The 25,384-nt window shown below is 65.3% G+C and carries 26 protein-coding genes and 1 pseudogene; 9 read left to right on the forward strand and 18 right to left on the reverse strand.

Annotation, left to right across the window (positions count from 1 at the left end; translation table 11 throughout):
• Window positions 1–88 precede the first annotated feature (88 nt).
• The 4 genes from msrQ to ilvC form a co-directional block, all read right to left on the reverse strand.
• Complete coding sequence (gene msrQ, locus BM198_RS27860) at window positions 89–715, reverse strand: protein-methionine-sulfoxide reductase heme-binding subunit MsrQ (protein ID WP_074974038.1); 627 nt, start codon at window positions 713–715, stop codon at window positions 89–91.
• Window positions 715–1,719 carry a protein-methionine-sulfoxide reductase catalytic subunit MsrP gene (msrP, locus tag BM198_RS27865; protein ID WP_074974040.1) on the reverse strand — a complete coding sequence of 335 codons (1,005 nt, stop codon included), beginning with the start codon at window positions 1,717–1,719 and terminating at the stop codon, window positions 715–717. Before msrP ends, msrQ begins: the two co-directional genes overlap by 1 nt.
• 62 nt (window positions 1,720–1,781) lie before the next feature.
• Window positions 1,782–2,597: a CDP-diacylglycerol--serine O-phosphatidyltransferase gene (gene pssA / locus BM198_RS27870; RefSeq protein WP_044403286.1), complete on the reverse strand. Its 816-nt coding sequence runs from the start codon at window positions 2,595–2,597 to the stop codon at window positions 1,782–1,784.
• A gap of 147 nt (window positions 2,598–2,744) precedes the next feature.
• The gene (gene ilvC, locus BM198_RS27875) at window positions 2,745–3,761 is read right to left on the reverse strand and encodes a ketol-acid reductoisomerase (protein ID WP_074974042.1); all 1,017 of its coding nucleotides are present in this window, start codon (window positions 3,759–3,761) and stop codon (window positions 2,745–2,747) included.
• 124 nt (window positions 3,762–3,885) lie between these two features.
• On the opposite strand from ilvC, the gene ilvY reads away from it, so the two are divergent.
• Window positions 3,886–4,767 (forward strand): HTH-type transcriptional activator IlvY, encoded by an 882-nt coding sequence (ilvY, locus tag BM198_RS27880; RefSeq protein WP_074974044.1) that lies wholly within the window; start codon window positions 3,886–3,888, stop codon window positions 4,765–4,767.
• Window positions 4,768–4,819: 52 nt separating this feature from the next.
• On the opposite strand, the gene ilvN is transcribed toward ilvY, so the two are convergent.
• Together ilvN and BM198_RS27890 are read right to left on the reverse strand one after the other, a co-directional pair.
• Window positions 4,820–5,311, reverse strand: coding sequence for an acetolactate synthase small subunit (gene ilvN / locus BM198_RS27885; protein ID WP_044403291.1), 492 nt, complete (start codon window positions 5,309–5,311; stop codon window positions 4,820–4,822).
• A gap of 2 nt (window positions 5,312–5,313) precedes the next feature.
• Entirely contained in the window at window positions 5,314–7,038 is a 1,725-nt protein-coding gene (locus BM198_RS27890) for an acetolactate synthase 3 large subunit (protein WP_074974046.1), read from the reverse strand.
• A 408-nt stretch (window positions 7,039–7,446) separates the two neighbouring features.
• Here BM198_RS27890 and BM198_RS27895 point away from each other — a divergent pair, with 408 nt between their 5' ends.
• Window positions 7,447–7,926, forward strand: coding sequence for a DUF4124 domain-containing protein (locus BM198_RS27895; RefSeq protein WP_069561594.1), 480 nt, complete (start codon window positions 7,447–7,449; stop codon window positions 7,924–7,926).
• 16 nt (window positions 7,927–7,942) lie between these two features.
• Here BM198_RS27895 and BM198_RS27900 read toward each other — a convergent pair whose 3' ends face one another.
• From BM198_RS27900 to mrcB, 3 genes are read right to left on the reverse strand one after another with little or no spacing between them, the layout of a single operon-like run.
• Window positions 7,943–8,272: a YqcC family protein gene (locus BM198_RS27900; protein WP_074974048.1), complete on the reverse strand. Its 330-nt coding sequence runs from the start codon at window positions 8,270–8,272 to the stop codon at window positions 7,943–7,945.
• Window positions 8,272–9,030: a tetratricopeptide repeat protein gene (locus BM198_RS27905; protein WP_074974050.1), complete on the reverse strand. Its 759-nt coding sequence runs from the start codon at window positions 9,028–9,030 to the stop codon at window positions 8,272–8,274. Before BM198_RS27905 ends, BM198_RS27900 begins: the two co-directional genes overlap by 1 nt.
• 16 nt (window positions 9,031–9,046) lie before the next feature.
• Window positions 9,047–11,365: a penicillin-binding protein 1B gene (gene mrcB / locus BM198_RS27910; RefSeq protein WP_107330811.1), complete on the reverse strand. Its 2,319-nt coding sequence runs from the start codon at window positions 11,363–11,365 to the stop codon at window positions 9,047–9,049.
• A 114-nt stretch (window positions 11,366–11,479) separates the two neighbouring features.
• Here mrcB and BM198_RS27915 point away from each other — a divergent pair, with 114 nt between their 5' ends.
• From BM198_RS27915 to BM198_RS27930, 4 genes and pseudogenes are all read left to right on the forward strand, one after another.
• Entirely contained in the window at window positions 11,480–13,039 is a 1,560-nt protein-coding gene (locus BM198_RS27915; RefSeq protein WP_074974052.1) for a bifunctional aminoglycoside phosphotransferase/ATP-binding protein, read from the forward strand.
• A 78-nt stretch (window positions 13,040–13,117) separates the two neighbouring features.
• A pseudogene (locus BM198_RS27920) lies at window positions 13,118–13,459 on the forward strand (pentapeptide repeat-containing protein); the annotation flags it as partial.
• 119 nt (window positions 13,460–13,578) lie between these two features.
• Window positions 13,579–13,851, forward strand: coding sequence for a TfoX/Sxy family protein (locus BM198_RS27925; RefSeq protein WP_044403307.1), 273 nt, complete (start codon window positions 13,579–13,581; stop codon window positions 13,849–13,851).
• A 103-nt stretch (window positions 13,852–13,954) separates the two neighbouring features.
• Window positions 13,955–14,755, forward strand: coding sequence for a Crp/Fnr family transcriptional regulator (locus BM198_RS27930; protein WP_074974054.1), 801 nt, complete (start codon window positions 13,955–13,957; stop codon window positions 14,753–14,755).
• A 292-nt stretch (window positions 14,756–15,047) separates the two neighbouring features.
• Here the strand turns inward: BM198_RS27930 and deoD are convergent, their stop codons facing one another.
• The 7 genes from deoD to BM198_RS27965 are packed head-to-tail and all read right to left on the reverse strand — an operon-like array spanning window position 15,048 to window position 21,325.
• Complete coding sequence (deoD, locus tag BM198_RS27935) at window positions 15,048–15,755, reverse strand: purine-nucleoside phosphorylase (protein ID WP_074974056.1); 708 nt, start codon at window positions 15,753–15,755, stop codon at window positions 15,048–15,050.
• Between the two features lie 39 nt (window positions 15,756–15,794).
• On the reverse strand, window positions 15,795–16,574 hold the full coding sequence (deoC, locus tag BM198_RS27940) for a deoxyribose-phosphate aldolase (protein ID WP_074974058.1): 780 nt from the start codon (window positions 16,572–16,574) through the stop codon (window positions 15,795–15,797).
• Window positions 16,575–16,604: 30 nt separating this feature from the next.
• Window positions 16,605–17,489 carry a ChaN family lipoprotein gene (locus BM198_RS27945; protein WP_074974060.1) on the reverse strand — a complete coding sequence of 295 codons (885 nt, stop codon included), beginning with the start codon at window positions 17,487–17,489 and terminating at the stop codon, window positions 16,605–16,607.
• A gap of 19 nt (window positions 17,490–17,508) precedes the next feature.
• Window positions 17,509–18,276 (reverse strand): heme ABC transporter ATP-binding protein, encoded by a 768-nt coding sequence (locus BM198_RS27950; RefSeq protein WP_074974062.1) that lies wholly within the window; start codon window positions 18,274–18,276, stop codon window positions 17,509–17,511.
• Window positions 18,276–19,313, reverse strand: coding sequence for a FecCD family ABC transporter permease (locus tag BM198_RS27955; RefSeq protein ID WP_074974064.1), 1,038 nt, complete (start codon window positions 19,311–19,313; stop codon window positions 18,276–18,278). Before BM198_RS27955 ends, BM198_RS27950 begins: the two co-directional genes overlap by 1 nt.
• Window positions 19,310–20,206: a heme/hemin ABC transporter substrate-binding protein gene (locus BM198_RS27960; protein ID WP_074974066.1), complete on the reverse strand. Its 897-nt coding sequence runs from the start codon at window positions 20,204–20,206 to the stop codon at window positions 19,310–19,312. The genes BM198_RS27955 and BM198_RS27960 overlap by 4 nt, the downstream gene beginning before the upstream one ends.
• A gap of 60 nt (window positions 20,207–20,266) precedes the next feature.
• Window positions 20,267–21,325, reverse strand: coding sequence for a hemin-degrading factor (locus BM198_RS27965; protein WP_394328363.1), 1,059 nt, complete (start codon window positions 21,323–21,325; stop codon window positions 20,267–20,269).
• Window positions 21,326–21,589: 264 nt separating this feature from the next.
• On the opposite strand from BM198_RS27965, the gene BM198_RS27970 reads away from it, so the two are divergent.
• Entirely contained in the window at window positions 21,590–21,925 is a 336-nt protein-coding gene (locus BM198_RS27970) for a Rieske (2Fe-2S) protein (protein ID WP_074974068.1), read from the forward strand.
• On the opposite strand, the gene sfsA is transcribed toward BM198_RS27970, so the two are convergent.
• Both sfsA and BM198_RS27980 read right to left on the reverse strand, forming a co-directional pair.
• Entirely contained in the window at window positions 21,909–22,616 is a 708-nt protein-coding gene (gene sfsA, locus BM198_RS27975; protein ID WP_044403323.1) for a DNA/RNA nuclease SfsA, read from the reverse strand. The genes BM198_RS27970 and sfsA overlap by 17 nt on opposite strands.
• The gene (locus tag BM198_RS27980; protein WP_074974070.1) at window positions 22,613–23,791 is read right to left on the reverse strand and encodes a pyridoxal phosphate-dependent aminotransferase; all 1,179 of its coding nucleotides are present in this window, start codon (window positions 23,789–23,791) and stop codon (window positions 22,613–22,615) included. The genes sfsA and BM198_RS27980 overlap by 4 nt, the downstream gene beginning before the upstream one ends.
• Before the next feature lie 194 nt (window positions 23,792–23,985).
• Here BM198_RS27980 and dksA point away from each other — a divergent pair, with 194 nt between their 5' ends.
• Window positions 23,986–24,429, forward strand: a complete 444-nt coding sequence (gene dksA / locus BM198_RS27985) for an RNA polymerase-binding protein DksA (protein ID WP_044403327.1) — start codon at window positions 23,986–23,988, stop codon at window positions 24,427–24,429.
• 54 nt (window positions 24,430–24,483) lie between these two features.
• Complete coding sequence (gene gluQRS, locus BM198_RS27990) at window positions 24,484–25,371, forward strand: tRNA glutamyl-Q(34) synthetase GluQRS (protein WP_074974072.1); 888 nt, start codon at window positions 24,484–24,486, stop codon at window positions 25,369–25,371.
• Window positions 25,372–25,384 lie beyond the last annotated feature (13 nt).

Raw genomic sequence — 25,384 nt, forward strand, 5'->3', positions numbered from 1 at the left:
ACACTTAACTCATTGATTTTCAAGGAGTTTTCGTTGTCCGCCGTGGGAGTGGTGCGCATTATAGAGACCTCAGCCACGGCGTCAACACCTATTTTGAAATATTTCCATCAACTCTCAGCGCGCCCCGGAAGATCCTTGGCAGAAGCTTCGCAACACCAGGTAGCCGCAACCCCATAAGCACAGCCCCCACCACCGCATACGCTGCCCATTCGGTCATGTCAGCCCTCACGACCCAGAGCATATGGAGCAGGCCAAGCCCCAGGATTCCATAGACGCTCCGGTGAATCAGCTTCCAGCGCCTCCCAAGCCGCCGGATGCTGTAGCGGTTGGACGTCAGCGACAGAATCAGAAGCCCTGTAAAGGCTACTGCCCCCACGAAGATATAAGGGCGCTTCCCCAGATCGCTCGCCAACTGCTGCAGATCGAGCCCCAGAAGAAAGACGGCATAAGCCGTTATGTGTAGGCATAGATAGAAGAAGGACCACAAACCAAGCTGGCGTCTGACTGCAATCCATCCCCCCCACCCGGTCATCTTCTGCAGAGGGGTCATGCTGAGGGTAATCAGCAATAGCCAGAGAACACCCAAGCCCAACCTGTCGACGAGCGCCTTTCCCGGATCAGGACCCAGGGCGAAGATCCACGCCTGATATAGCCATAACACCGGAGGCACCAGAGCTCCGAGGAAGACAACGAACCTCCATTGCCAATAACGCATCAGTAGTTCTTCCGCAGATCGAGCCCGGCGTAGAGGCCAGCGACCTCCTCATAGCCATTGAAAAGCCGTGTCGGAATCACATTGGGATTGAACAGGCCACTCGGCAGGCGCCGCTCATGCGCCTGGCTCCAGCGGGGATGGTCCACATCCGGGTTCACATTCGAATAGAAGCCGTACTCGTTCGGCGCGATCAGCTGCCAAGTCGTCGAAGGCTGCTCCTCCGTCAGACTGATGCGGACGATGGACTTGATGCTCTTGAAGCCATACTTCCAAGGCACCACCAGACGCAACGGCGCCCCGTTCTGGTTGGGCAGCACTCGCCCATACATACCAACAGCCATCAAGGTAAGCGGATGCATCGCCTCGTCGATGCGCAAGCCTTCAACGTATGGCCAGTCGATAAGGGACAACCCCGAACGCACACCCGCCATTTGCTCGGGCTCTACTCGCGTCTCGAAACGGACGAAGCGCGCCTTGGAGGTGGGTTCGACCCGTTTCAACAACTCCGCCAACGGAAAGCCAAGCCAGGGAATGACCATGGACCACCCTTCTACACAGCGGAGCCGGTAGATGCGCTCCTCCAACTGGTGGGGGTTGACCAGATCCTCCAAGCCGAAGCTGCCCGGTTTTCCGACTTCGCCATCCACCTTGACCGTCCATGGCTCGACAGCAAGCGCGCCTGCATAGCGGGCAGGATCACCTTTGTTGGTGCCGAATTCGTAGAAGTTGTTGTAGTGGGTCGCGTCGGCGAACGGGGTAATAGGCTCATTGCCCGGCACGCTTGCCCGCCAACGGGCAGCCGACAACTTCTCCTCTAACCAGGCAGGAGTCGGCGCAGGCTCTACATCGGGATAGTCGCCTGGCCCATCTGCGCGCGCAGGCAAGCCAGCAAGTGCAGCGGCAGCCCCCACACCTGCCATGAAGGTGCGACGGGACAGATAGACGGATTCAGGAGTGACCTCGCTTTCGCGAGCGATAGAGGAAGGTGAAACCTTGATAAGCATCGGGGACTCCGCAGTACGGCTTCGGTTTGGCCAGTAGACTGCGGAGCCGCGGGAAAATTACATCACTCGACGTGTTGGCGGCGGCGCATCTGGAGCAAGTATTGCACCGGACCGGAAGCAGCGTAGGCCAGGAATATCAACAGCAGGATACGCGGCGGATCACTGAAGACCACGGCAAAAGCCAACACCACCACGAGGATCGCCACGAAAGGTACGCGCCCTTTCAGATCCAGGTCCTTGAAGCTGTAGTACTTGATATTGCTGACCATCAGCATGCCCGCGGCCGCCACCAGCATGGCAACGATGAAGGACATGTTGGAGCCCTTGATACCGAAGTCACTGAACGCCCACACCGTGCCGGCCACGACCCCCGCCGCCGCCGGACTGGCGAGGCCGATGAAGTAGCGCTTGTCGGTCTTGCCGATCTGGGTATTGAAACGGGCCAGGCGGAGCGCAGCCCCGGCGACATATATGAAGGCAACGGTAAGTCCGACGCTGTTGAGGCCACTCAAGGCCCACTCGAACGCCAGCAATGCCGGAGCCACGCCGAAGGCCACCATGTCCGACAGCGAGTCGTACTCGGCACCGAAAGCACTTTGCGTGTTGGTCAGGCGTGCCACTCGCCCATCCAGGCTATCGAGGACCATCGCCACGAAAATGGTCGCCGCTGCAACGGAGAAATTACCGCTCATGGCATTGATTATGGCGTAGAAGCCGGCGAACAGGTTGGCCGTGGTGAACAGGTTGGGAAGCAGGTAGATACCGCGATGGCGAACCTTGCGCCCCTGGTCGTCGTGCCCTTCCTCGACATGCTCGTCGATGGGCAGGAGGCTTTCAGGTTCTGGAGCCTTGCCGGGCTCTTCGGGACGGTCACTCATGAACAACATCCTTGCAGATATGCAGATGAATTTAGCCGGGCCGAAGGCAGAAACTACCGGGCCCAGCGATGTCGCTTTATACCAGATGCGGGCGCCCCAATGAAAAAACGCGGCCAAGGCCGCGTTTCTTCATGCATAGACCAGAACTCAGTTCTTGGCCTTGTCGACGATCTTGTTGGAGGCGATCCACGGCATCATTGCGCGCAGACGCTCGCCAACCTGCTCGATGGGGTGAGCAGCGTTGTTACGGCGGTAGGCCGTCATGGAGGCGTAGTTGGAAGCGCCTTCCTGGATGAACATCTTCGCGTATTCGCCGTTCTGGATGCGCTTCAGAGCGTTGCGCATAGCCGCACGGGATTCGGCGTTGATGACCTCCGGACCGGTCACGTACTCACCGTATTCGGCATTGTTGGAGATCGAGTAGTTCATGTTGGCGATACCGCCTTCGTACATGAGGTCAACGATCAGCTTCAGCTCGTGCAGGCACTCGAAATAGGCCATCTCGGGGGCATAACCTGCCTCGACGAGGGTTTCGAAGCCGGCCTTGACCAGCTCGACGCAGCCACCGCACAGAACGGCCTGCTCACCAAACAGGTCGGTTTCGGTTTCGTCCTTGAAGGTGGTTTCGATGATGCCGGTGCGGCCGCCGCCCACGCCACAGGCGTAGGACAGGGCAACGTTCTTGGCATTGCCGGAAGCGTCCTGGTAGATGGCGATCAGGTCAGGGATACCGCCGCCCTTCACGAATTCGGAGCGCACGGTGTGACCCGGAGCTTTCGGCGCGATCATGATCACGTCAAGGTCGGTACGCGGTACGACTTGGTTATAGTGGATGGCGAAGCCGTGGGAGAAGGCCAGGGTGGCGCCTTTCTTGATGTTCGGCTCGATCTCGTTCTTGTACAGCTGGCCCTGGAATTCGTCCGGGGTCAGGATCATCACCAGGTCGGCCGCAGCAACAGCGCTGGCAACGTCGGTGACTTTGAGGCCATGGGCTTCGGCCTTGGCGACGGTGGCGGACCCCTTGCGCAGGCCGATGGTGACATCGACGCCGGAGTCTTTCAGGTTGCAGGCCTGGGCATGGCCCTGGGAGCCGTAACCGATGATGGCGACTTTCTTGCCCTGGATGATGGAGAGATCGCAATCTTTGTCGTAAAAAACTTTCATGTTTCTGGCTCTTATAACGAAAGGGATGGGGTGCGCACACCGCGACAAGGGCACATTAAGCGATCCGTCTCGTTGCGTAAAATGATATATTCGCAACGTAACGTGCCGATAAATGAAATACCACATGGACAGCCACGCTCTCAGGCTCTTTCTCTCCCTGGCAGACAACCTGCACTTCGGCAAGACCAGCCGGGAGCAGCATGTCAGCCCCTCTGCACTCAGCCGCAGCATCAAGCAGCTCGAAGATGAACTGGGCGCCCCCCTGTTCGTGCGCGACAGCCGTTCGGTGCAGCTGACTCGCGAGGGCCAGCAGTTCCGCGAGTACGCCAGCGAGGTCATGAGCGGCTGGCATGCTATCCGCCAACGTCTCATGCAGGACCAGCAGGACCTGCACGGCGAGCTGTCGTTGTATTGCTCGGTGACGGCGAGCTACAGCTTCCTCTACGACATCCTCAGCAGCTTCCGCCAGGACTACCCGCGCATCGAGATGAAACTGCACACCGGCGACCCGGCAAAGGCCGTCGAACGGGTGCAACAGGGGCTGGAAGACCTCGCCATCGGCGCCCGACCCGACAACCTGCCATCCGGTATCGACTTCCAGTCGATCACCCGCTCCGAGTTGCGCTTCATCGGCCCGCAATCACCCCAGCTGCTGACTGAGGAACAACTGCATCAGCCTACGGCGCAAAGCTGGAAGGACGTACCGATGATTCTCTCGGAAGAGGGCCTCGCCCGGACCCGTACCGACCGCTGGCTGAAAAGTCATGGCATCAAGCCCAACATCTATGCCCAGGTCAGCGGCAACGAAGCCATCGTCAGCATGGTGAGCCTTGGGTTCGGGATTGGCGTGGTCCCGCAGATCGTCCTCGACAACAGCCCTTTGGCCGGACGCATACGCCTCTACGATATCCAACCGCCCTTGGCCGCCTACGACATCGGCCTCTTCGCCCTGGAAAAGCGCCTGAAGGATCCGCTTATCGCCGCCTTTTGGAATCGCCGCCAATAAATCCAGGCAATAAAAAACCCCGCACAAGGCGGGGTTTTCCATTCAACAGCAATCAGATGCTCAGCACCTTGTCGCCACGAGCAATGCCGGTCACGCCACTGCGCACGGTTTCGAGGATCGAACTGGTGCCGATCGCCTGGATGAAGCTATCGAGCTTGTCGCTGGTACCGGCGAGCTGGATCGTGTAGACGCTGCTGGTCACGTCGACGATCTGCCCACGGAAGATATCGGTGGTGCGCTTGACCTCGGCACGCTGGGCGCCAGTGGCCTTCACCTTAACCAACATCAGCTCGCGCTCGATGTGCGCGCTCTCCGACAGGTCGACCAACTTCACCACCTCGATCAGCTTGTTGAGGTTCTTGGTGATCTGCTCGATCACGTCGTCCTGGCCCACGGTCGTCAGGGTCAGACGAGACAGGGTCGGGTCTTCGGTCGGCGCTACGGTCAGGCTTTCGATGTTGTAGTTGCGCTGGGAGAACAGGCCGACGACGCGAGACAGGGCTCCGGGTTCGTTCTCAAGCAACAGGGAAATGATGTGTCGCATGGTCAGGTCCGCTCCGTCTTGCTCAGCCACATATCGCGCATGGCGCCATCCCGGATCTGCATCGGATAGACGTGCTCGCTCGGATCCACCTGGATATCGAGGAACACCAGGCGGTTCTTGAGGGCGAACGCCTCTTCCATCTTCGGTTTCAGGTCCTTGAGATCGGTGATACGCATGCCCACGTGGCCGTAGGCCTCGACCAGCTTGACGAAGTCAGGCAGCGATTCCATGTAGGAATGGGAATAGCGGCTGTTGTACTGCATGTCCTGCCATTGGCGGACCATGCCCAGCGCACCGTTGTTGAGGTTGACGATCTTCACCGGCAGGTCGTACTGCAGGCAGGTCGACAGCTCCTGGATGTTCATCTGGATGCTGCCCTCACCGGTCACGCACGCCACGTCGGCATCCGGGAAGTTCAGCTTCACGCCCATCGCAGCGGGGAAGCCGAAGCCCATGGTGCCGAGGCCACCGGAGTTGATCCAGCGGTTGGGCTTGTTGAAGCGGTAGTACTGGGCCGCGAACATCTGGTGCTGGCCCACGTCGGATGCAACGTAAGCATCGCCCTTGGTGACTTCGCACAGCGTCTCGATGACGGTCTGCGGCTTGATGATGCTGCCGTCGCCCTTGTCATAGGGGAACAGGCCACGATCACCACGCCACTCGTCGATCTGTTTCCACCAACTGACAACGGTCTCGCGGTTCGGCGTCTCGCCGATTTCCTTGAGGATCGCGACCATCTCGGTCAGCACGCTGTCGACCGGCCCCACGATCGGGATGTCGGCCTTGATGGTCTTGGAGATGGACGCCGGATCGATGTCGATGTGAATGATCTTGGCGTTCGGGCAAAACTTGCTCGCACCGTTGATCACGCGATCATCGAAGCGGGCACCCACGGCCAGGATGACGTCTGCATGGTGCATCGCCAGGTTCGCGGTGTAGCTGCCGTGCATGCCGAGCATGCCGACGAACTGACGATCCATGCCCGGGAACGCGCCCAGTCCCATCAGGGTGTTGGTCACCGGCAGGTTGAGCATCTTGGCCAGCTCGGTCAGCGGCTCGGATGCGCCACCCATGATGACGCCGCCACCCGAATAGAGGATCGGGCGCTTGGCAGCCAGCAGCAGCTCGGCAGCCTTGCGGATCTGCCCCGAGTGCCCCCGAACGGCCGGGCTGTAGGAGCGCAGCTTCACCTTCTTCGGGTAGCTGTACTCGAACTTCTGGGTCGGGTCGCCCATGTCCTTGGGAATGTCGACCACGACCGGCCCCGGACGACCCGACTGGGCGATGTAGAACGCCTTCTTGATCACCTCGGGGATTTCGGACGGGTGCTTGATGATGAAGCTGTGCTTCACGATCGGGCGGGAGATACCGACCATGTCGGTCTCCTGGAACGCGTCGGTACCCACCATGTTGCTCGGCACCTGGCCGGACAGGATCACCATCGGAATGGAGTCCATGTACGCGGTGGCGATGCCGGTAACGGCGTTGGTGGCACCGGGGCCGGAGGTCACCAGCACCACACCGGCCTTGCCGGTGGCACGGGCGTAGCCGTCAGCCATATGGGTAGCAGCCTGCTCGTGACGGACCAGGATGTGGGTCACGTCGCTTTCCTTGAACAGGGCATCGTAGATATGCAGGAGGGCACCGCCCGGGTACCCGTAAATGTACTTAACGCCTTCGTCACGCAGGGAGCGGACGACCATTTCAGCGCCAGATAAGAGCTCCACGTTTATCACCTCTAGAACGCCAGAATACTGCCCGCGACCGGACAGCCTGAAAGGATTGCTCGTCTACAGGGCATGAGCGACTGGTGGTCGCCGACTACGTCAGCCACTGGCAGAACAAGCATTGGGGCGGCCCCTGAGAGTTGTTGCGGGGCTTTCCCACCCAGCGCGAGGTAACGCGTTGCAGGGTGATGCGGGTCGGCGCGGGTGTGCACCTCATCGACTGCTACAGCTTCCGACTTGCGGCCGGCCCACTGGAACAGCGAACCCTGGATTCTTCGGATTAGGGCCCCGCAAGTCAAGTCATCCCTAACGGAATATCGCGCGAAATGCTGTGACACACGCTGGATCACAGCTACGGGACTTTGGTTATAGTTACCGCCGGACTCCCCTTCTTATTAAGGAACCCCCATGCATCGCATGATTTTCGCAGGCCTGGTTCTCGCCCTCAGCACCTCGGCCATGGCCGGCCAGGTCTACAAGTGGGTCGATGCCCAGGGTGTCACGCATTTCGGCGCACAACCGCCGCAGGGCCAGGATTCGACCCAGGTCTCCACCGGCAAGGCCGAGCCCAAGGAGCCGAAGGCGAGCTTCGAGAACCCCTATCCCGTTCTGAACAAAGCCGAAGAGCCAGCCAAGGCGCCCGCCCAGGCCAAGCCCGCCAGTGAGGACGAGCAAAAGGCCATCGACGAGAAAGTGAAGAAGGACGTCGCCAAGCAGGAAGCCGAGCGCAAGGAATACTGCACCCAGCTGCGCACCAACCTGGCACAGATGCAGAACAACCCGCGCCTGCGCGTGGAAGACAAGGGAGAGGTTCGCCGCCTGACCGAAGAAGAACGTCAGTCCCGACTCAAGGAAACCCAGAAGGCCATCGCCGAGAACTGCCAGTAACGCACGCCCGACCTGCTCAGCCGGCGCTGCCGATCAACCGATCGAAAGCGCCGAGCGCTTCGAGAAGCCCCCGCACGTTCCCTGCACGTTCCTGATAGGCCATCTCGGCCATGGGCAGGATGCCGGATACCCGAGGCAACTCGGCACCGGCCTCGAGGATCACCTTCATCCTCGGCAGGAAGATCCACTGCAACCACTCTTCAAACGTCATCGTGTCGACACAGAACGGCGCCTGGCTCGCCAGCGCCTCGGCACTGGGCGGCTGGTCTGCCCACCAGCCGAGCAGGCGGAGCTCACGCTCGATCAGTAGCAGCTGATCAGCCACCTCGGCCAGGCGCTCATCCATCAGGAGCTGACCCGAGCGCGTTGACGTGCCTGGGCAGCACCTGCCGGATCACCCTGACGCTCGCGGGACTTGGCCACCAGCTCCCAAAGGCCCGCCTGGAGGGAGGGACGCCCGTTGGACAGGCTCAGACCACGCCGGGCCAGTTGCTCGGCCTGGGCAGCATCGCCCTGGGCGAGGCGGACCTCCGCCAGGCGGTAGAGCACCTGAGGCTCACGAGGGGCAATGCGCTGTGCACGTTCGAGACTGGACGCAGCACCGTTGAGATCACCGCCACCCTGCTGCTGCTGGGCAGTGGTCAGCAAGGCCAGCACCGGGCCATCCAGCTGCTCGTCGGCAGCCAGGCCACCACTGGAGGGGATGCCGCTCGGCATGGACGGCGCGCTCGGGGCGGAATAGGTGCTGCCGTAGTTAGGGCTGGCGGCAGGTGCCGAAACGCCTGCTGCAGGGCCGGTGACGAGCGGTCCCGGAGTGATCGGGCCAGAGGTCACCGAACCACTGATGGGCGCACTCGGTGCCGGCATGGCCTGTGCGGACGAGCCGGAAGCAGCCCCCGGGACCATCACCACGACGCCCGCATCCTGTGGCTCATAGCGAGGCTGGGCAGCCTGCACGGGCGCACGGTAGCCGCCGCCGGCGCCCTCTTCCTGCTCGGACATCGGGCCACCGGAGTCGACGACAGGAATGGCATTGCGCTGAGGGGTGGCGCAACCACCGAGCATGAGTGCGACGGTAACCGCAGGAATCCAGCCTTTGTTCACATCAGGTCCTCTTGGTTCATTGCATCCAGCCGCGGACCCAGTCCATCACCGAGTCCACCGGCGCACCCGCTCCACAGGCCTGGCCAGGGGCGGGCTCACTGCCGCGAATATAAGGCATCTGCACCGCACCCGGGCAGCTCGAATCGGAGCCCTGGCCGGTACGCGGATCGATCCATGCCTGGACGACGTTCTCCGGCATGGGCATGTCGAGCGGCAACGGATCGGCCTTGCGCATGAAGCTGGTCCACACCTGCAGCGCACCCGTGGCACCGGTCAGCGGCGTCTTGCCGTTGTCGTCGCGGCCGAGCCAGACCACCGCCAGCAGGTCCTGGCTGAAACCGGCGAACCAACTGTCACGCGAATCGTTGGTGGTGCCGGTCTTGCCCGCCAGGGTCAGGGACGCCGGCAACTGGCTGTAGACGGAGCGCCCCGTACCTTCGCGCATCACACGCTGCATGGCGTTCTGCACCAGGTAGATGGCACCCGGATCGAAACGTTGCTGAATCTGGAAGGGATAGCGCTTGAGCGGTTCACCCTCCGCCGTCAGCACACTGCGAATGCCCCGCAGCGGGGTATTGAAACCGCCGCTGGCCAGGGTCTGGTACATCGTCGCCACTTCCATCGGGCTGAGTGCACCAGCGCCCAGCAGCATGGACGGATACGCCGGCCACTCGCGGGACACGCCCAGGCGCTCCAGGGTCTTCAGGACATTCGGCACACCGATGTCCAGGCCGAGCTTGGCCGTGGAGAGGTTGTAGGAGTTGGCCAGCCCCTGGTAGAGGAAGATCGTTCCGTGGGCCTGCCGATCGTAGTTCTGCGGCGTCCAGACCTGGCCGTCCTGCCCCTTCACCGAGAAGGGCTCATCCTGCACCCAACTGGTCAGGGTGTACTGGCTGGGCCGCTCCAACGCCGTCAGGTAGACAGCGGGCTTGATCAGCGAGCCGACCGGACGCACCGCATCGATGGCCCGGTTGAAGCCGGCGAAGCGGGGCTGGCGGCTGCCGATCAGGGCCTGGATTTCGCCGGTCTCCGGATTGCTCACCACCATCGCGGACTCCACCTCATCCACACCCTTGCGGCCTGCCAGGCGCTTGAGCGTCTCTTCCAGGGCCGTCTCGGCCTTGGACTGGAGGATGGGGTCGAAGCTGGTGAAGATGCGCAGCCCTTCCTCGGTCAGGTCCTCGTCTCGGTAGTCTTCCCGCAGCTGGCGCTTGACCAGATCGAGGAACGCCGGATAGGAGCTGTCGGCCATGCTGCCGCGCGGCGTCACGCCCAAGGGCTTGGCCTTCGCCGCTGCAGCCTCCTCGGCCGTGACCACGCCCTGCTCGGCGAGCAGGTCAAGCACCAGGTTCCGGCGCTCGAGCGCGCGCTCGGGGTTGCGCCGCGGGTTGAACTGGGACGGCCCCTTGACCATCCCCACCAGCAACGCCACCTGGTGCAGCTTGAGTTCGGAAAGCGGCTGGCTGAAGAAATACTGGCTGGCGAGACCGAAACCGTGCACCGCGCGCTGGCCGTCCTGACCGAGGAACACCTCGTTCAGATAAGCCTCGAGGATCTCGCGCTTGTCGTAATGCATCTCCAGCAACACGGCCATCATCGCCTCGGTGGCCTTGCGGGTGATGCTGCGCTCGTTGGTCAGGTAGAAGTTCTTCACCAACTGCTGGGTCAGGGTGCTGCCGCCCTGACGCAATTGGCCGGCGGTGGCGTTGACCCAGATGGCCCGCGCGATGGACTTCAGCGAGACGCCCCAGTGGTTGAAGAACTCTCGGTCCTCCACCGCGACCAGCGTATCCACCAGGTAGGGCGGCGCCTGGTCCAGCTTGATGAGAATGCGGTCTTCGTGGTGGGCGGGGTAGAGGCCACCGATCAGCAGCGGCTCCAAGCGCGCGACCGCCAGGTTGGCACCGCTGCCCTGGCTGAGCCCTGCCACGTAGTCACCTGAGAAGCGCACCTTGATCAGCCTCGCAGGCTCAGCCCCTTCGTAGAACTGGAAGCCACGGGTGTTCAACTCCACCGTCGAGCCGGCCACCGAGGCCGAACCCGGCCCGTTGGAAGCGCTCTCCCGACGGTAGCCGAGGGCGTCGAGCTCCTTGAGGAAGTCGTCCTTGGCCAGCTTCAGCCCAACGAACAACTCAAGGGGCCGTGCATAGACCTTCGCCGGCACGGTCCAGCGCTTGCCGGAGAATTTTTCCTGGACGATGGCATCCAGATAGACGGCGAAGCCCGCCAGGACGACCAGGCCCACCAGGCTGAGCTTGAAAGCCCAGCCGAAGAGCCTGCGCAAGCCACTGGAACGGGGTTTCTTACGGGAGCGGGGGGATCGGGAACGAGTCATGGCGGCGCATTATACGCACTTTGCCCAGCGCCAGAAGGCGCCCCTGACGGTTTGCAGAGTGGCGCACAGCACCCATAATGCCCGCCTCTGCACGTGCCAGAACAAGGAACGACCGTGAGCCAACAATTGATCCAAGCCCTTCAGGACCCGAGCCTCTACCCCCATCCGGTGGAAGCCTTCAGCGTCATCGAAACCCATATCTCCTGGGTGCTGCTCACCGGTCCCTACGTCTACAAGATCAAGAAGCCGGTTAACTTCGGCTTCCTCGACTTCACCCGCCTGGAAGACCGCCAGCACTTCTGCACCGAGGAAGTCCGCCTCAACCAGCGCCTGACCCATGACCTTTACCTGGATGTAGTGGCCATCACCGGCAGCGAATCGGCTCCCCGCCTGGGAGGCGAAGGCCCGGTGATCGAGTACGCCATCCGCATGGCGCAGTTCCCGCAAAGCAACCTGCTGAGCGAGATCCAGTCCCGCGGTGAACTGAGCCCGGCCCACGTCGATGCCCTGGCCGCGCAGATCGCCCGGTTCCACCTCGAAGCCCCCCGCGTGGACGAAAAGCACCCGCTGGGCACGCCCGAAGCCGTGATGCAGCCGGTGCAGCAGAACTTCGACCAGATCCGCCCGATGCTCGAGACCAAGGCCGACCTGCAGCAACTCGACGCCCTGGAAGCCTGGGCGCAGAGCAGCTTCGAGCGCCTCAAGCCGCTGCTGGCCGAGCGCAAGCGCGACGGCTTCATCCGTGAGTGCCACGGCGATATCCATCTGGGCAATGCCACCCTCATCAATGGCGAAGTGGTGCTGTTCGACTGCATCGAGTTCAACGAGCCCTTCCGCTTCACCGACGTCTACGCCGACATCGGCTTCCTGGCGATGGACCTCGAAGACCGTGGCCTCAAGTCGCTCTCCCGCCGCCTGGTCAGCCGCTACCTTGAGGAAACGGGCGACTACCGCGGCCTGGCCCTGCTCAACTTCTACAAGGCCTACCGCGCCCTGGTGCGCGCCAAGGTCGCCCTGTTCAGCCTCGCCCACCAGACCGATGCCGTGCAGCGCGCCGCCACCCTGCGCCAGTACCGCAACTACGCCAACCTGGCAGAAAGCTACAGCGCCATCCCGCTGCGCTTCCTCGCCATCACCCACGGCGTCTCTGCGGTCGGCAAGAGCCACGTCGCCCTGCGTCTGGTGGAAGCCCTGGGCGCCATCCGCCTGCGTTCGGACGTGGAGCGCAAGCGCCTGTTCGGCGAGCAGCCGGGGAAAGACGGCGAACTGAACAGCGGCATCTACAGCCCCGAATCCACAGAGGCCACCTACCAGCGCCTGCACGAGCTGGCCGAGCAGGTACTGAGCGCCGGCTTCCCGGTGGTGCTCGACGCCGCCTACCTCAAGCGCGCCCAGCGCCAGGGCGCTCGCGCCGTGGCCGAGAAGGCCGGCACCGCGTTCCTGATCCTCGACTGCCAGGCCCCGGACGCGGTCATTGGCGGCTGGCTGGAGCAGCGTCGCCAGCAGGGCACCGACCCGTCCGACGCCACCCTGGAGGTGGTACAGGCGCAGCACGCCAGCCGCGAGGCCCTCGACAGCGAAGAGCAAGCCCACAGCACCCGCGTCGACACCCACCAGGCCAAGAGCCTGGACACCCTCGTCGAGCGTATCCGCCAGTTCCTGCCGGGGCTCTGAGCCCCTCCCAAGGTGCGGCAGGGAATTCCTGCCGCACCTTCTATACTCCCGGGGAACCCTCAACGGACGAGCCCCGCCATGACACTTCCCCATCAGCTCGACTCGCCTCTCTACCTCCTCCTCCGCAACGACGACATCGCGGGCTTCAACGCCCAGAAACCAGCCGACGGCACCGTCGACCTGCGCGGCGGTGACTTCCGCGGCGTCGACCTGCGCGGCCTGGATGCCCGTGGTGTCGACTTCACCGACGCCTACTTCCGGGGTGCCGACCTGCGCGGCATCGACTTCCGCGAATCCCAGCTGCAGGGCGCCAGCATCGCCCACGCACAGATCTCGGGCGCCTACTTCCCCACCGAACTGGCGGCGGACGAGCTGCTCATGTCGGTGAATTTCGGCACCCGCCTGCGCTACAACACCCACCGCTGGCCAACCGTCGAGCGGGTGATGTCATGCGGCCACGTACGCCTGACCGCCCGCTACACTCTTGGGCGCGACACCGGGAAACCTGTCCTCTCGCGCACCCATTGCAAGGAGGCTCGATGAACGATGAATTGCAGAACCTGAAGAACCTGGGCAAGACCTCGGCGCAGTGGCTGCACGCGGTAGGCATCCACAACGCGTCCGACCTTCGCCGCCTGGGTGCCGTGGGCGCCTATCGAGCGGTGAAGGCCCGTGGCTTCCGCGCCTCCAAAGTGCTTCTCTACGCCATTGAAGGGGCCCTGCTGGACGTGCACTGGAACGAGCTACCCCCGGGCCACAAGGCCCAGCTCAACGGAGAGCTCGAGTCTTTCCCGCAAAACAACAGGAGCTAGCTCACAACACCGGCGTTCGGTGATTTACGTTCGTACCGATGCGCCCTATTGTTTCAGGGACGTTCGTGCGTCCAAGTCCAGTCAGTCCAAGGAATTTACCGACATGTACCTACTCGGGGAGCAACCTGCTTACGCCGACCAGCTGATCAACCGACTGCAAAGCATTCCCAGCCAGCTGCTCGACGGGCTTGAACCTTCCGGCCCCCCGCTCTCCTTCGAGTCGGTCGAGGACCTGAACCGGGAGCTGCCCGGCAATCAGCTGTTCATCATCGAGAATGGCCTGCTGCACGCCCTGGTCGACGAACGTCCGCTGTTCTACCTCCAGGAAGGCGATCTGGTGGGCCTGCGCCAAGGCATCGAACTGCCCAGCTGCCGCTACCGCAGCGACGAGCCCGTCAGCCTCATCCCCTATTCCCGCAGCGCCGTGTTCAAGCACATCTATGCCGATGAGCAGCGCCAGGAACAGTTCATCCAGTACCTGATCGGTCACACCGCCCTGCTTTCGGATGCACTGGCCCGACTGAAGCAGCCGGAGATCCGTCCCTCCACCGGTTTCCAGCACTTCGCCGCCGGCGAGGAGCTGATCCACCAGGGCGACGAAGCCGACCACGTCTTCATCATCATCGAAGGCCATGCCGAAGCCTTCGTCGACGGCCAGAAGGTCGGCGACGTGCAGAAGGACGAGATCTTCGGCGCCATGGCGGTGTTCACCCGCGAGAAGCGCAGCGCCACCGTCATCGCCAGCGAGCCCTGCACCGTGATGGTGATCCCCAAGGACCAGTTCCTCAGCCTAATGCAAAGCAACCCACGCATCGCTCACAGCCTCATCGAGAGCATGGCCCGGCGCATCGACCTGCTGAACAAGGAAATCACCCAGCAGCGCCAGGCGAACCCGGAAGGCTGATCCACAGAGCCCTACAAAAAGCCCGGCACATGCCGGGCTTTTTCATGGCTGATGACCGTTCATCCTGTTCTGACGAATTTTTTTACATCCTGCGCTTGACCACGAAATGAGAATTGTTATTATTACCACAACTGATCGCGAGATCAGCCGGTAAGCTGAGAGACCAAGCAGTCGGACTCTTCAGATTATCTCCTCATCAGGCTAATCACGGTTATTGACCCGGCAGTTTGCCGGGTCTTTTTTTACCTGCAGAATACCGCTGAAAGCCTCGCACCACCTGGGTTTACCGCCCTCAGACGATCACGCTTTCAAGCACCAGCCGGACCATGTCGTGGAGCCCTTCCTGGCGCGCTTGAGCCCCGAGGCGCTCCCCCGTCAGCAGCTGGTCGCTCACTGTCAGCACGGCCAAGGCCTCACGCCCCAGTTCCGCGGCCACGCCATACAAGCCCGCCGCCTCCATCTCCACGGCAAGGATGCCCATCCGGCTCATGGGCACCATCCAGTCGGCCGCCGGCTCGTAGAACAGGTCGGCGGAAAACACATTGCCCACGTGCACCGTCATCCCCATTTCATCGGCCCGATTCACGGCACGCGCCAGCAAGCGGTAATCCGCCAGCGCGGCGAAGTCGAAGCCGCCGAAGCGTTTGCGGTTGACGCCGGAATCGGTGGACGCGCCCTGAGCAATCACCAGGTCGTGCAGGTGGACGTCCGGCTGCAAGGCCCCGCAACTGCCCACTCGGATGATGCGCTGCACGCCGAACTGGCTGAACAGCTCATGGGCGTAGAGCGAGATGGAGGGGATGCCCATGCCCGACCCCATCACCGAAACACGCTGCCCTCGGTAGCGGCCGGTATAGCCGAGCATGTTGCGCACCGCGTTCACCTCTCGCACGTCCTCCAGAAAGGTTTCGGCGATGGCCCGGGCCCGCAGCGGGTCACCGGGCATGAGCACGGTCTCGGCAAAGTCACCCGGCCGGGCGTTGATGTGGGGTGTGGTCATGACAGCCTCGCTCGGAAACGTTGGGAAGGTGGGGATGAATCAGTAGCCAGCGCCTGTTCCGGCTTCGCCCGCTTCACCCAGGGTCTTCAGCAACTCGGCCAGCAGGCCCGAGGCACCGAGCCGCAAATGCCCGGGCGTTACCCACTGCGCGCCGAGCGTCGCCCGTGCCAGCTCGATGTAGCAGCGCGCATCCGCCAGGGTCCGCAAGCCGCCGGCCGCCTTGAAGCCCACCATACCGCCGTGCTCGGCAATGACCCCGAGCATCAGCGATGCCGCCTCCGGCGTGGCATTGACCGGCACCTTGCCGGTGCTGGTCTTGATGAACTGGGCACCCGCCGCGATCGCATCGCGGCTGGCCTGGCGGATCAGCTCCGGCTGCGCCAGCGCCCCGGTCTCGAGAATCACCTTGAGCAACGCCCGATCCCCGCAGGCCTCCCGACACGCCGCCACCAAATCGCGCCCCGGCTGGGCATCGCCCGCCAGCAATGTGGCATAGGGATAGACCAGGTCCACCTCGTCCGCCCCATCGGCCACGGCCGCTCGGGTTTCCTCCAGCGCTCGCCGTACATCGACGCCACCCTGGGGAAAGTTGGCCACAGTGGCCACGCGCACGGCTTCGGCACCCAGCGCATCGAGGCGCCGCCGGGCGAAGCCGATGAAGCGCGGGTAGATGCAGACGGCAGCCACCGCCCCAACGGGCGTCAGCGCACGGGCGCAAAGAGCCGCGATGGTCGCCTCGTCATCCGTGTCGTTGAGGGAGGTCAGGTCGAGCAGGCGGACCGCCAGGGTGGCCAGCTCAGGATCGTTCAGTTCAGCCATACGGGCTCCGGAATCGCCAACAGGGTGGATTTAAGGGCGCGTGTGCATCTGCTTGCGCATCTCGGCACAGTGGTCCACCGGGGTGACGGCAGCGGTGTACCAGACGAAATCCGCCTCGGCGGCATCAACGGCCTTGCCGGCCTCGGCGAGGATCACCACCCGCGCCTGGTCAGGCTCCAGCCCGAGGTCCGCCAGGTGCAGCGGCGCCCCAAGATCGCGCCGGGCATGGTAGCTGCCGGCCACCAGCAGCGCCGGCGCCGGGGCGGCCAGCAGGCGCTCGGCCATGCGCCGGTCCCGCTGCTGCTGCACCGCCACCATGGGCGGGAACTGGCCCTCCGGCAGCAACCCGCAATGGGACTGGCGCACCTGCTCCGTCAGCTTGGCCTGCACGGCCGGCGCCGTCGCAGCAGCGCCCTCGAGGCGCGGCGGCTGCCGGTAGATGGCGAGGATCTCATCACGATCCAGATTGGCCGCCAGCAGTGGATAGGGCTGGGCCACCCCATGGCGCACCAGCGGCCCGTAGAGCGACCAGTCCCATCCGCCCTCCCAGTCCAGGGCCTTGGACAGGTCCGCCACCGACTGACCGCGAACGGCATCGACCCTGGCCTGCTGCGACGGCGTGAGCATCTCCATCAGCAGGCTGCCCTGGGACCGACGCTGCTCCAGCGCCTGCAGCAGCCACAGTTCCAGGGCGTGGTGGTCCGGGTTGTCGTGCTGCTCACCCACCAGCACCCGGGGCACCGGCGCCAGCGCGTCCACCAGTTCGTCCGGGGAGAGGCGGCGCCCGTCACGCAGGTCGAGGATGACGCCCAGGTCCGGGTGCTGCCGCCCCTCCGGGCTCTGCCAGGCCGGCACGGGAGGGAGCGACTGGCAGGCCGCCAGCAGGAGAAAACCGCAGACCAGAATGAGCCTCATGTCGACCTCGCAAGCATGCTCAGCGCGCGACGATCAGGGGATGCCCGCGCTCCGGGTGACGCTGCACCAGCACCTCCAGCCCGAACACCGCCTCCAGCGTGTCGGCCCGAAGCACCTCCTCCGGGGTTCCCAGCGCCTGGGGACGCCCTTCGGCCAGCAGCAACAGGCGATCACAGTAGCGCGCCGCCAGGTTGAGGTCATGCAGGATCACCAGCACCGCCACGCCTTGCCGGGCGAATGCCCGGGCCGCCTGCAGGGTGGTGTGCTGGTGCAGGGGGTCGAGCGCCGAGGTCGGCTCGTCCAGCAACAGCACCTGCCCCTCCCCGCCCGGCCAGAGCTGCGCCAGCACTCGGGCCAGGTGCACGCGCTGGCGCTCGCCACCGGACAGGGCCAGGTAGCTGCGCCCCGCCAGGTGAGCGGCATCCACCGCGTGCAGGGTCTCACCGACGATTTCCGCATCCCGCGCGCGGCCGGTGGCGTGGGGCAAGCGCCCCATGGCCACCACGTCCTCGACGGAGAAGGCAAAGCCCAGGCTGGAACTCTGCGGCAATACCGCCAGCTGACGAGCCCGCTCGGGGCCGTTCCAGCCCGCCAGCGGGCGGCCCGCCAGCAGCACCTGCCCGCTCGCCGGCGCCAGTTCGCCGCACAACGCGCCAAGCAGGGTGCTCTTGCCTGCCCCGTTGGGGCCAAGCACACCCAGCACCTCGCCCGGCCGGACGGCCAGCTCCACCCCCTCCAGCACCACCGTGTGGCCTCGCCGGATCGACAGCCCTTCGGCACGTAGCATCACGCGCGCCCTCGCAGCAGCAAATAGAGGAAGAACGGCGCCCCCACCAGGGCCGTTACGATGCCGATGGGCAGCTCCGCCGGCGACAGCACCAGTCGCGCAGCCAGGTCGGAGAACAGGATCAGGCTGGCCCCCGCCAGGGCCGAAGCCGGCAGCAGCACACGATGGTCCGGCCCGGCCAGCAGGCGCACCAGGTGCGGCACGACCAGCCCGATGAAGCCGATCAGACCCGAGGCGGCCACGGCCGCACCGACACCCAGCGCGGTGCAGAACACCAGCTCGCCCTTGAGGCGCTCCACATCGAACCCCAGGTGCCGCGCCTCCGACTCGCCCAGCAGCAAGGCATTCAATGCGCTGGCCCGGCGCGGCAGCCAGGCGATCACCGCCAGCACCACCACCAACAGCGGCCACAAGCGTGCGTAGCTGGCGCCGTTCAGGCTGCCCAGGTTCCAGAACGTGAGCGTGCGCAGGGTGGCGTCGTCGGCCAGGTAGGTGAACAGGCCGATGGTGGCGAAGGCCAGGGCGTTGAGGGCGATGCCGGCCAGCAGCATGGTCACCACGCTGGTCTGCCCGTCGCGCCGACCGAGGCGATAGACCAGGGCGGTGATGAGGAAACCACCGGCGAACGCACTGATGGACAGCAGGTACGGCGCCAGAGCCTCCGGCAGCCCGCCCAGCGCCGCGCCACCGACGATGGCCACGGCCGCGCCCAGCCCCGCGCCACTGGAAACACCCACCAGGCCCGGGTCGGCCAGGGGGTTGCGGAACAGCCCCTGCATCGCCACCCCGGACACCGCCAGGACGGCCCCCACCGCCAGCCCCAGCAGGGTTCGCGGCAGGCGGATCTGCGCCAGGATCAGTTCGGCCTGCTCCAGCCCGTCACCGTCCAGCGGCACGCCCACCAGGCGCAGCAGCGCCCGCAGGGTCGCATCCAGCGGCAGGCTCACCGGCCCCAGGGCGAGGGACAGCCACAGCGCCACCAGCAGCAGCAGGGACAGGCCGATGAACAGCAGGCGTGGCGACAACACGGGCTTCATGGGGTAGCTCGGTGCTCAGCATCCGGGGCGGGGGCCTGAGGATAAAAGCCGGCGGACAACGCCGCCAGCGCATCCGGCAGCCGGGGGCCCAGTCCGCCCACCAGCAAGGTCGGGTCCAGCACCAGGAAGCGACCCGCGTGCCCGGCCTGGGTGAGCGCCAGGGTGGGGTTCTGGCGCAGCAGCGCCTCCCGCGCGGCCTCGCCCACCAGTGCCCGGTCGGCCACGACGACCACCTCCGGGTCGAGGGCCGCCAGGGCCTCGTTGGACAGGGCCTTGTAGCCGGAGTGATCGGCCACATTGAGGCCACCGGCGCGCTCGATCATCCAGGCGCCCGAGGTACCCTTCCCGGCTGCCAGCGGGTTGCTGCCGGCATGCCCCACCAGCAGCAGCACGCGCGGCGCAGCCTGCTTGCCCTGGGCCTCGCGGACATGGGCCGCCAGGCTGTCCAGCCGCGCCACATAGTCGATCCGGGCTTGCTCAGCCCGTGCAGGGTCGCCGAGCAACGCGCCCAGGCGTTCGAGGGTGTGGGCCAGAGCCGCCAGGTCCGGCTGCGATGACAGCTGCTCCACCTGCACCCCGGCAGCCTTCACCTGCGCCAGCACCGGCGGCGGTCCCATTTCCTCGGTGCCCACCAGCAGCTCGGGGCGCAGGGACAGCAGCCCTTCCGCCGCCAGCTGCCGCTGGTAGCCGACGCTGGGCAGGCGCTTGAGGCTCTCCGGGTGCTGGCTGGTGGTGTCGACGCCGACCAGCCGCGGTTCGCCCCCCAGTGCCACCACCCATTCGCTGACCGCCCCTCCCGCGCTCACCCAGCGCTGGGGCAGGGCATCGGCAGACGCCAGGGAACAGAAAAGCAGGCCGGCACAAAGGCCGGCGAGGTGTCTCGGGGCGGGCATATCGACTCCTTGTGTAGCAGTGCAGGCCCCAGACCCGGGGCGTCATGAAAGAGGACCGGGTCAGCGCGCCGGCACCGACTCGGCGAGGGCGCGCCAGTCCGGGCGCTCGGGCTGGCCAGGCTTGCGGGCGCCGAAAAGTTGCAGCACCAGCTCGCCCTCGGCGTCGAAGGCCTCCCAACTGGTGATCACACCGTCGCTGCTGGGCTTGCGCACCCGCCACAGCTCGGTGACACCGGTGGTTTGCAGGTGCAGGTTGAAATCCGCGTCGAGGACGTTGAACCAGCTGTCCATCCAGCACAGGCTCTGCACCGGGCCGGTGTGGATCTGGATGCAGTGACGGTTACCGACGAACACCATCACCGGTACCGCCTGCTCGGCGACCCGCTCCAGCAGGCGCGGCAACTCGGCCGGGGCCAGCGGTTCGGCCCATTCGGCGCCCGCCAGGCGCAGGGCCTGGGTGCGCGCGGCGGCGTGCTGCTTGAGCAGGGCGAAGAAGTGGTGGGTGTCCTTCAGGTTGGCCCAGCCCGCCTGCAGGCTGGCGACGTCGATGGCCGCATCGGGCCGGGGCGGCTCAGCCTCCGGCAGCGGCTGCAGGTCCAGCTCGGCGCACTGCGCCTCGGCACGGAAGCGCTCCACCAGCGGCACCCAGGCAGAAACATCGCTGCGCTCGGTCAGGAAGACCTTGTGCACCGCCATGCCCTGCCTGTCGAACACCTGCAGGCTGCGCTGGGTGCCGCGCGGAGTGTCCTCGGCGATGGCGAACACACTGGCCCAGCCCGCCAGGAACAGCCGCAGGTCGATGTCGGGTGACACCACCAGCCCCATCTGGCCATTGCCGCTGATCGTCACCTCGCGGTACGGGCCATGGCGCTCGTGGACGCAATGCTCATTGCGGGTCAGCGCCATCACCGGACCCAAGGCTTCCAGGGCCGGCAGCAGCACCGGCCAATCCGGGCGCAGGCGCACCGCGTCGACACCCAGGCGCGCGGCGACCAGTTCGGCTTCGCTGACGCCCAGCTGGCGAGCGGCATCGCGGGCGCGCTGGTGGGGCTGCTCCCCGCGCAGCGCCTGCCAGGCCTGGTAGAGGGGAGAACGCGTGGGGGCAACGGACGGCATCATCGAAGGGCTCCTCTAATCACGGATCAACCGGGCGGCGAAGGATAGGCACTGCGCGCAAATTGATAATTATTTGCATTTGCAAGTCAAGGGACGTAAGGTGCGCCCCGACCGGACTTCGACGCCTTCTGCAGTGACATGACGAACGAGCAGGCTGCCGACGGTAAAGAATCCGTGTCCCTCTCCTTTCAAGCGCAAGGACGCGCTCCCCTCTTGGCGACTTCCGGCGGTGCGGGATAATGCCTCCCCGTGATGGAGGTGCCCTTGATGAAATGGCTATGCGAACCCGGCGCCCTGGCGGAAGGCCAGAGCCGCGGGATGACGGTGGACGACAGGAAGCTGCTGCTGGTCCGCCGGGACGGGCAGGTCTACGCCTATGAGAATCGCTGCCCGCATCGGGGCATCCCGCTGGAATGGCAGCCGGACCAGTTCCTCGATGCCAGCGGCAGCCTGATCCAGTGCGCCACCCACGGTGCGCTGTTCCTGATCGAGACCGGTGAATGCGTTACCGGCCCCTGCGTGGGTCAGGCGTTGCGCGCCCTGCCCTGCCGGGAGGACGGACAGGGCATCTGGCTGGAGGCTGCGCCTACAGCTGCAGGCTGAGGCGGCGGGTCAACACCATGCCTTCGGGGCTCAGCTCCGCACCGTAGGCCAGCACCTCCACCCCGGCCTCGTGGGCATCAGCCAGGGCCTGGGCGTAGTGCGGGTCGATCTCCCGTGCCGGCCGCACGGCGTCGATGCCGGAGAGGTTCACGCAATACAGCTGCACGGCACGGGTCCCCTCCCGCGCCAAGTGCGCCAGCTCCCGCAGGTGCTTGGCACCCCGGGTGGTGACTGCATCGGGGAAGGCCGCGACGGGCGTGCCCTCGAAGCCGAGGGTGACGCTCTTCACCTCGACGTAGAGCGCACCCGTGGGGTAGTCGAGACGGAAGTCGGCACGGCTGTTCTCCACGCCATAAGCGACTTCCCGCTTCAGCGCAGTGAACCCCGCCAGTTCGGGGATCCGCCCCGCCAGCAAGGCCTCCTCCACCAGCGGGTTGGCCCGCGCGGTGTTGATGCAGGCCAGGCGGCCCTGGGGCGTCTCCACCAGCTCCCAGGTACCGGGCAACTTGCGCCGGGGATCGTTGGAACGGCTGAACCACACCCGACAGCCTTCGCTCATGCAGTTGAGCATCGAACCGGTGTTCGGGCAGTGGATCGTCAACTGCTCCCCCTGAGCGGTCTCGATGTCGGCCAGGAAGCGCTTGTAGCGCCGCAGCAACCGGCCCTCTTCAAGCGGCGGATCGAACCTCACGCTCGCGCCGCCCAGCTCTGCAGGCCACGGGCGATGCGCGCGACCGCCTCTTCCAGGCGCGGCAGGCTCTGGGTGTAGGCGAAGCGCACGTGCTGGCCGGCCAGGTGCCGGCCGAAATCCAGGCCGGGGGTGAAGGCGACGCGCTCGGTCTCGATGAAGTGCTGGCAGAACGCATAGGCGTCCTGGGTGAAGGCTGAAACGTCTGCATATAAATAGAAGGCACCTTCCGGCTCGACGGCGATCCCGAAGCCCAGCTCGCGCAGGGCGGGCAGCAGGTAGTCGCGGCGGCGGGCGAACTCGGCGCGACGCGCCTCCAGGATCGCCAGGGTGTCCTCGCGGAAGCAGGCCAGCGCGGCGTGCTGGGCCATCGAGGGCGCGCTGATGTAGAGGTTCTGCGCCAGCTTTTCCAGCTCGGGCACCGCCTCCCGCGGGGCGACCAGCCAGCCCAGGCGCCAACCGGTCATGCCGAAGTACTTGGAGAAGCTGTTGAGCACGAAGGCGTCGTCATCCACCTCCAGCACGCTGGTGGCGTCCACGCCATAGGTGAGGCCGTGGTAGATCTCGTCCACCACGAGGTGTCCGCCCAATCCCCGCAAGCTGTCGGACAGTGCCGCCAGCTCGTCCCGGTGCAGCAGGGTGCCGGTGGGGTTGGCCGGCGAGGCCACCAGGGCGCCGACGCTCTGGGCATCCCAGTGGCGCTCCACCAGGTGCGGGGTCAGTTGGTAACGGGTCTCGGGGCCCACCGGCACCAGCTGGGCCGCACCCTCCACCAGGCGCAGGAAGTGCCGGTTGCAGGGGTAGCCGGGGTCGGCCAGCAGCCAGTGCCGGCCCGGGTCGACCAGCAGGCTCGAGGCCAGCAGCAGCGCGCCCGAGCCGCCAGGGGTTATGAGGATGCGCTCGGGGTCGATGTCCAGCCCGTAGCGCTGGCCGTAGAAGCCGGCGATGGCGCGGCGCAGCTCCGGCAGGCCACGGGCCGCGGTGTAGCGGGTATGCCCGGCGGCCAGCGCGGCCTGCCCGGCCTCGACGATGGGAGTGGCGGTGGTGAAGTCCGGCTCGCCGATCTCCAGGTGGATCACGTCGTGCCCTTCGGCCTGCAACTCGTTGGCGCGGGCCAGCAGCGCCATGACGTGGAAGGGTTCTATGGCACGGCTGCGTGCACTGTATGACTGGGCCATCGGCCTTCCCTCATCGACACAAAGCGCGGATTCTAACCAATGCTTCGGGACGCCCGCAGCAACCGCGATAACTGGGAGTGGCGTGGCCTGAATCGTTCTGGTAAGTTCGCCCGCTTGCAGCCGCAGGGCCGGCAGTGTCGGCGACGGACCAGCTTCCTGCGAAATGGATTAGAGAAAGTGAGAGGCGGCCATTCATGCCCACCAAAGCTAAGCAAACGAGCAGCCAACTGATCCGTGGTTTCGAGCCCTATCAGGAAACCAAGGGTGAGGAGTACATGAGCGACCGCATGCGCGCTCACTTCACCAACATCCTCAACAGGTGGAAGGTCGAGTTGATGGAAGAGGTCGACCGCACCGTCCACCACATGCAGGACGAAGCGGCCAACTTCCCCGATCCGGCCGACCGCGCCAGCCAGGAAGAAGAATTCAGCCTGGAACTGCGTGCCCGTGACCGCGAGCGCAAGCTGATCAAGAAGATCGACGAGACCCTCCAGCTGATCGAAGACAACGAGTACGGCTGGTGCGATTCCTGCGGCGTCGAGATCGGCATCCGCCGCCTCGAAGCGCGCCCCACCGCCACCCTCTGCATCGATTGCAAGACACTGGCGGAAATCAAGGAAAAGCAACTCGGTTCCTGATCCCAGAACGGGGCGCTACGGCGCCCCGTTTCGTTTCAACAGGCTCACGCCCGCATGCCTCCGTCTTCCTACGTCGGCCGCTTCGCTCCAACCCCCAGCGGCTACCTGCACTTCGGCTCCCTGGTTGCCGCCCTCGCCTCCTACCTCGATGCCCGCGCTGTCGGCGGTCGCTGGCTGCTGCGCATGGAAGACCTGGACCCGCCCCGCGAGATGCCGGGTGCCCAGGCGGCAATTCTCTCCACACTGGAGGCCTACGGTTTCGAATGGGACGGTGAGCTGGTGCGCCAGAGCGACCGCCATGACGCCTACGCCCAGGTGATCGACCGGCTCTTCGCCCAGGGGCTGGCCTACGCCTGCACCTGCTCGCGCAAGCAGCTCGAAGGCCATCACGGCATCTACCCCGGTTTCTGCCGCAACGCCTGCCACCCTCAGGTCGATGCGGCCATCCGCCTGCGCGTGCCGGAGCTGGTCTACCGCTTCACCGACCGGGTTCAGGGCCTGTACCAGCAGCACCTGGGCCGCGAGGTGGGGGACTTCGTCATCCGCCGTCGCGACGGGCTCTATGCCTACCAGTTGGCCGTGGTGCTGGACGATGCCTGGCAAGGCATCACCGACGTGGTGCGCGGCGCCGACCTGCTGGACTCAACGCCACGCCAGCTGTACCTGCAGGAGCTGCTGGGCCTGTCGCAGCCACGCTGCCTGCACGTGCCGCTGATCATCCAGCCGGACGGCCACAAGCTCGGCAAGTCCTACCGCTCGCCGCCCCTGCCGGCCGACCGTGCCGCGCCACTGCTGGCCCGCGCCCTGCGCGCCCTCGGCCAGCAGCCACCGGAAGACCTCGCCAGCGGCACGCCCCGCGAAGCCCTGGACTGGGGCATCGCCCACTGGGACGCCACGCGCATCCCCCGCACCCGCACCCTGGCCGAAGCCCAGCTGCGCTGAGCGCACTCGCACC

The organism is Metapseudomonas otitidis, assembly GCF_900111835.1.
Classification (GTDB): Bacteria; Pseudomonadota; Gammaproteobacteria; order Pseudomonadales; family Pseudomonadaceae; genus Metapseudomonas; species Metapseudomonas otitidis.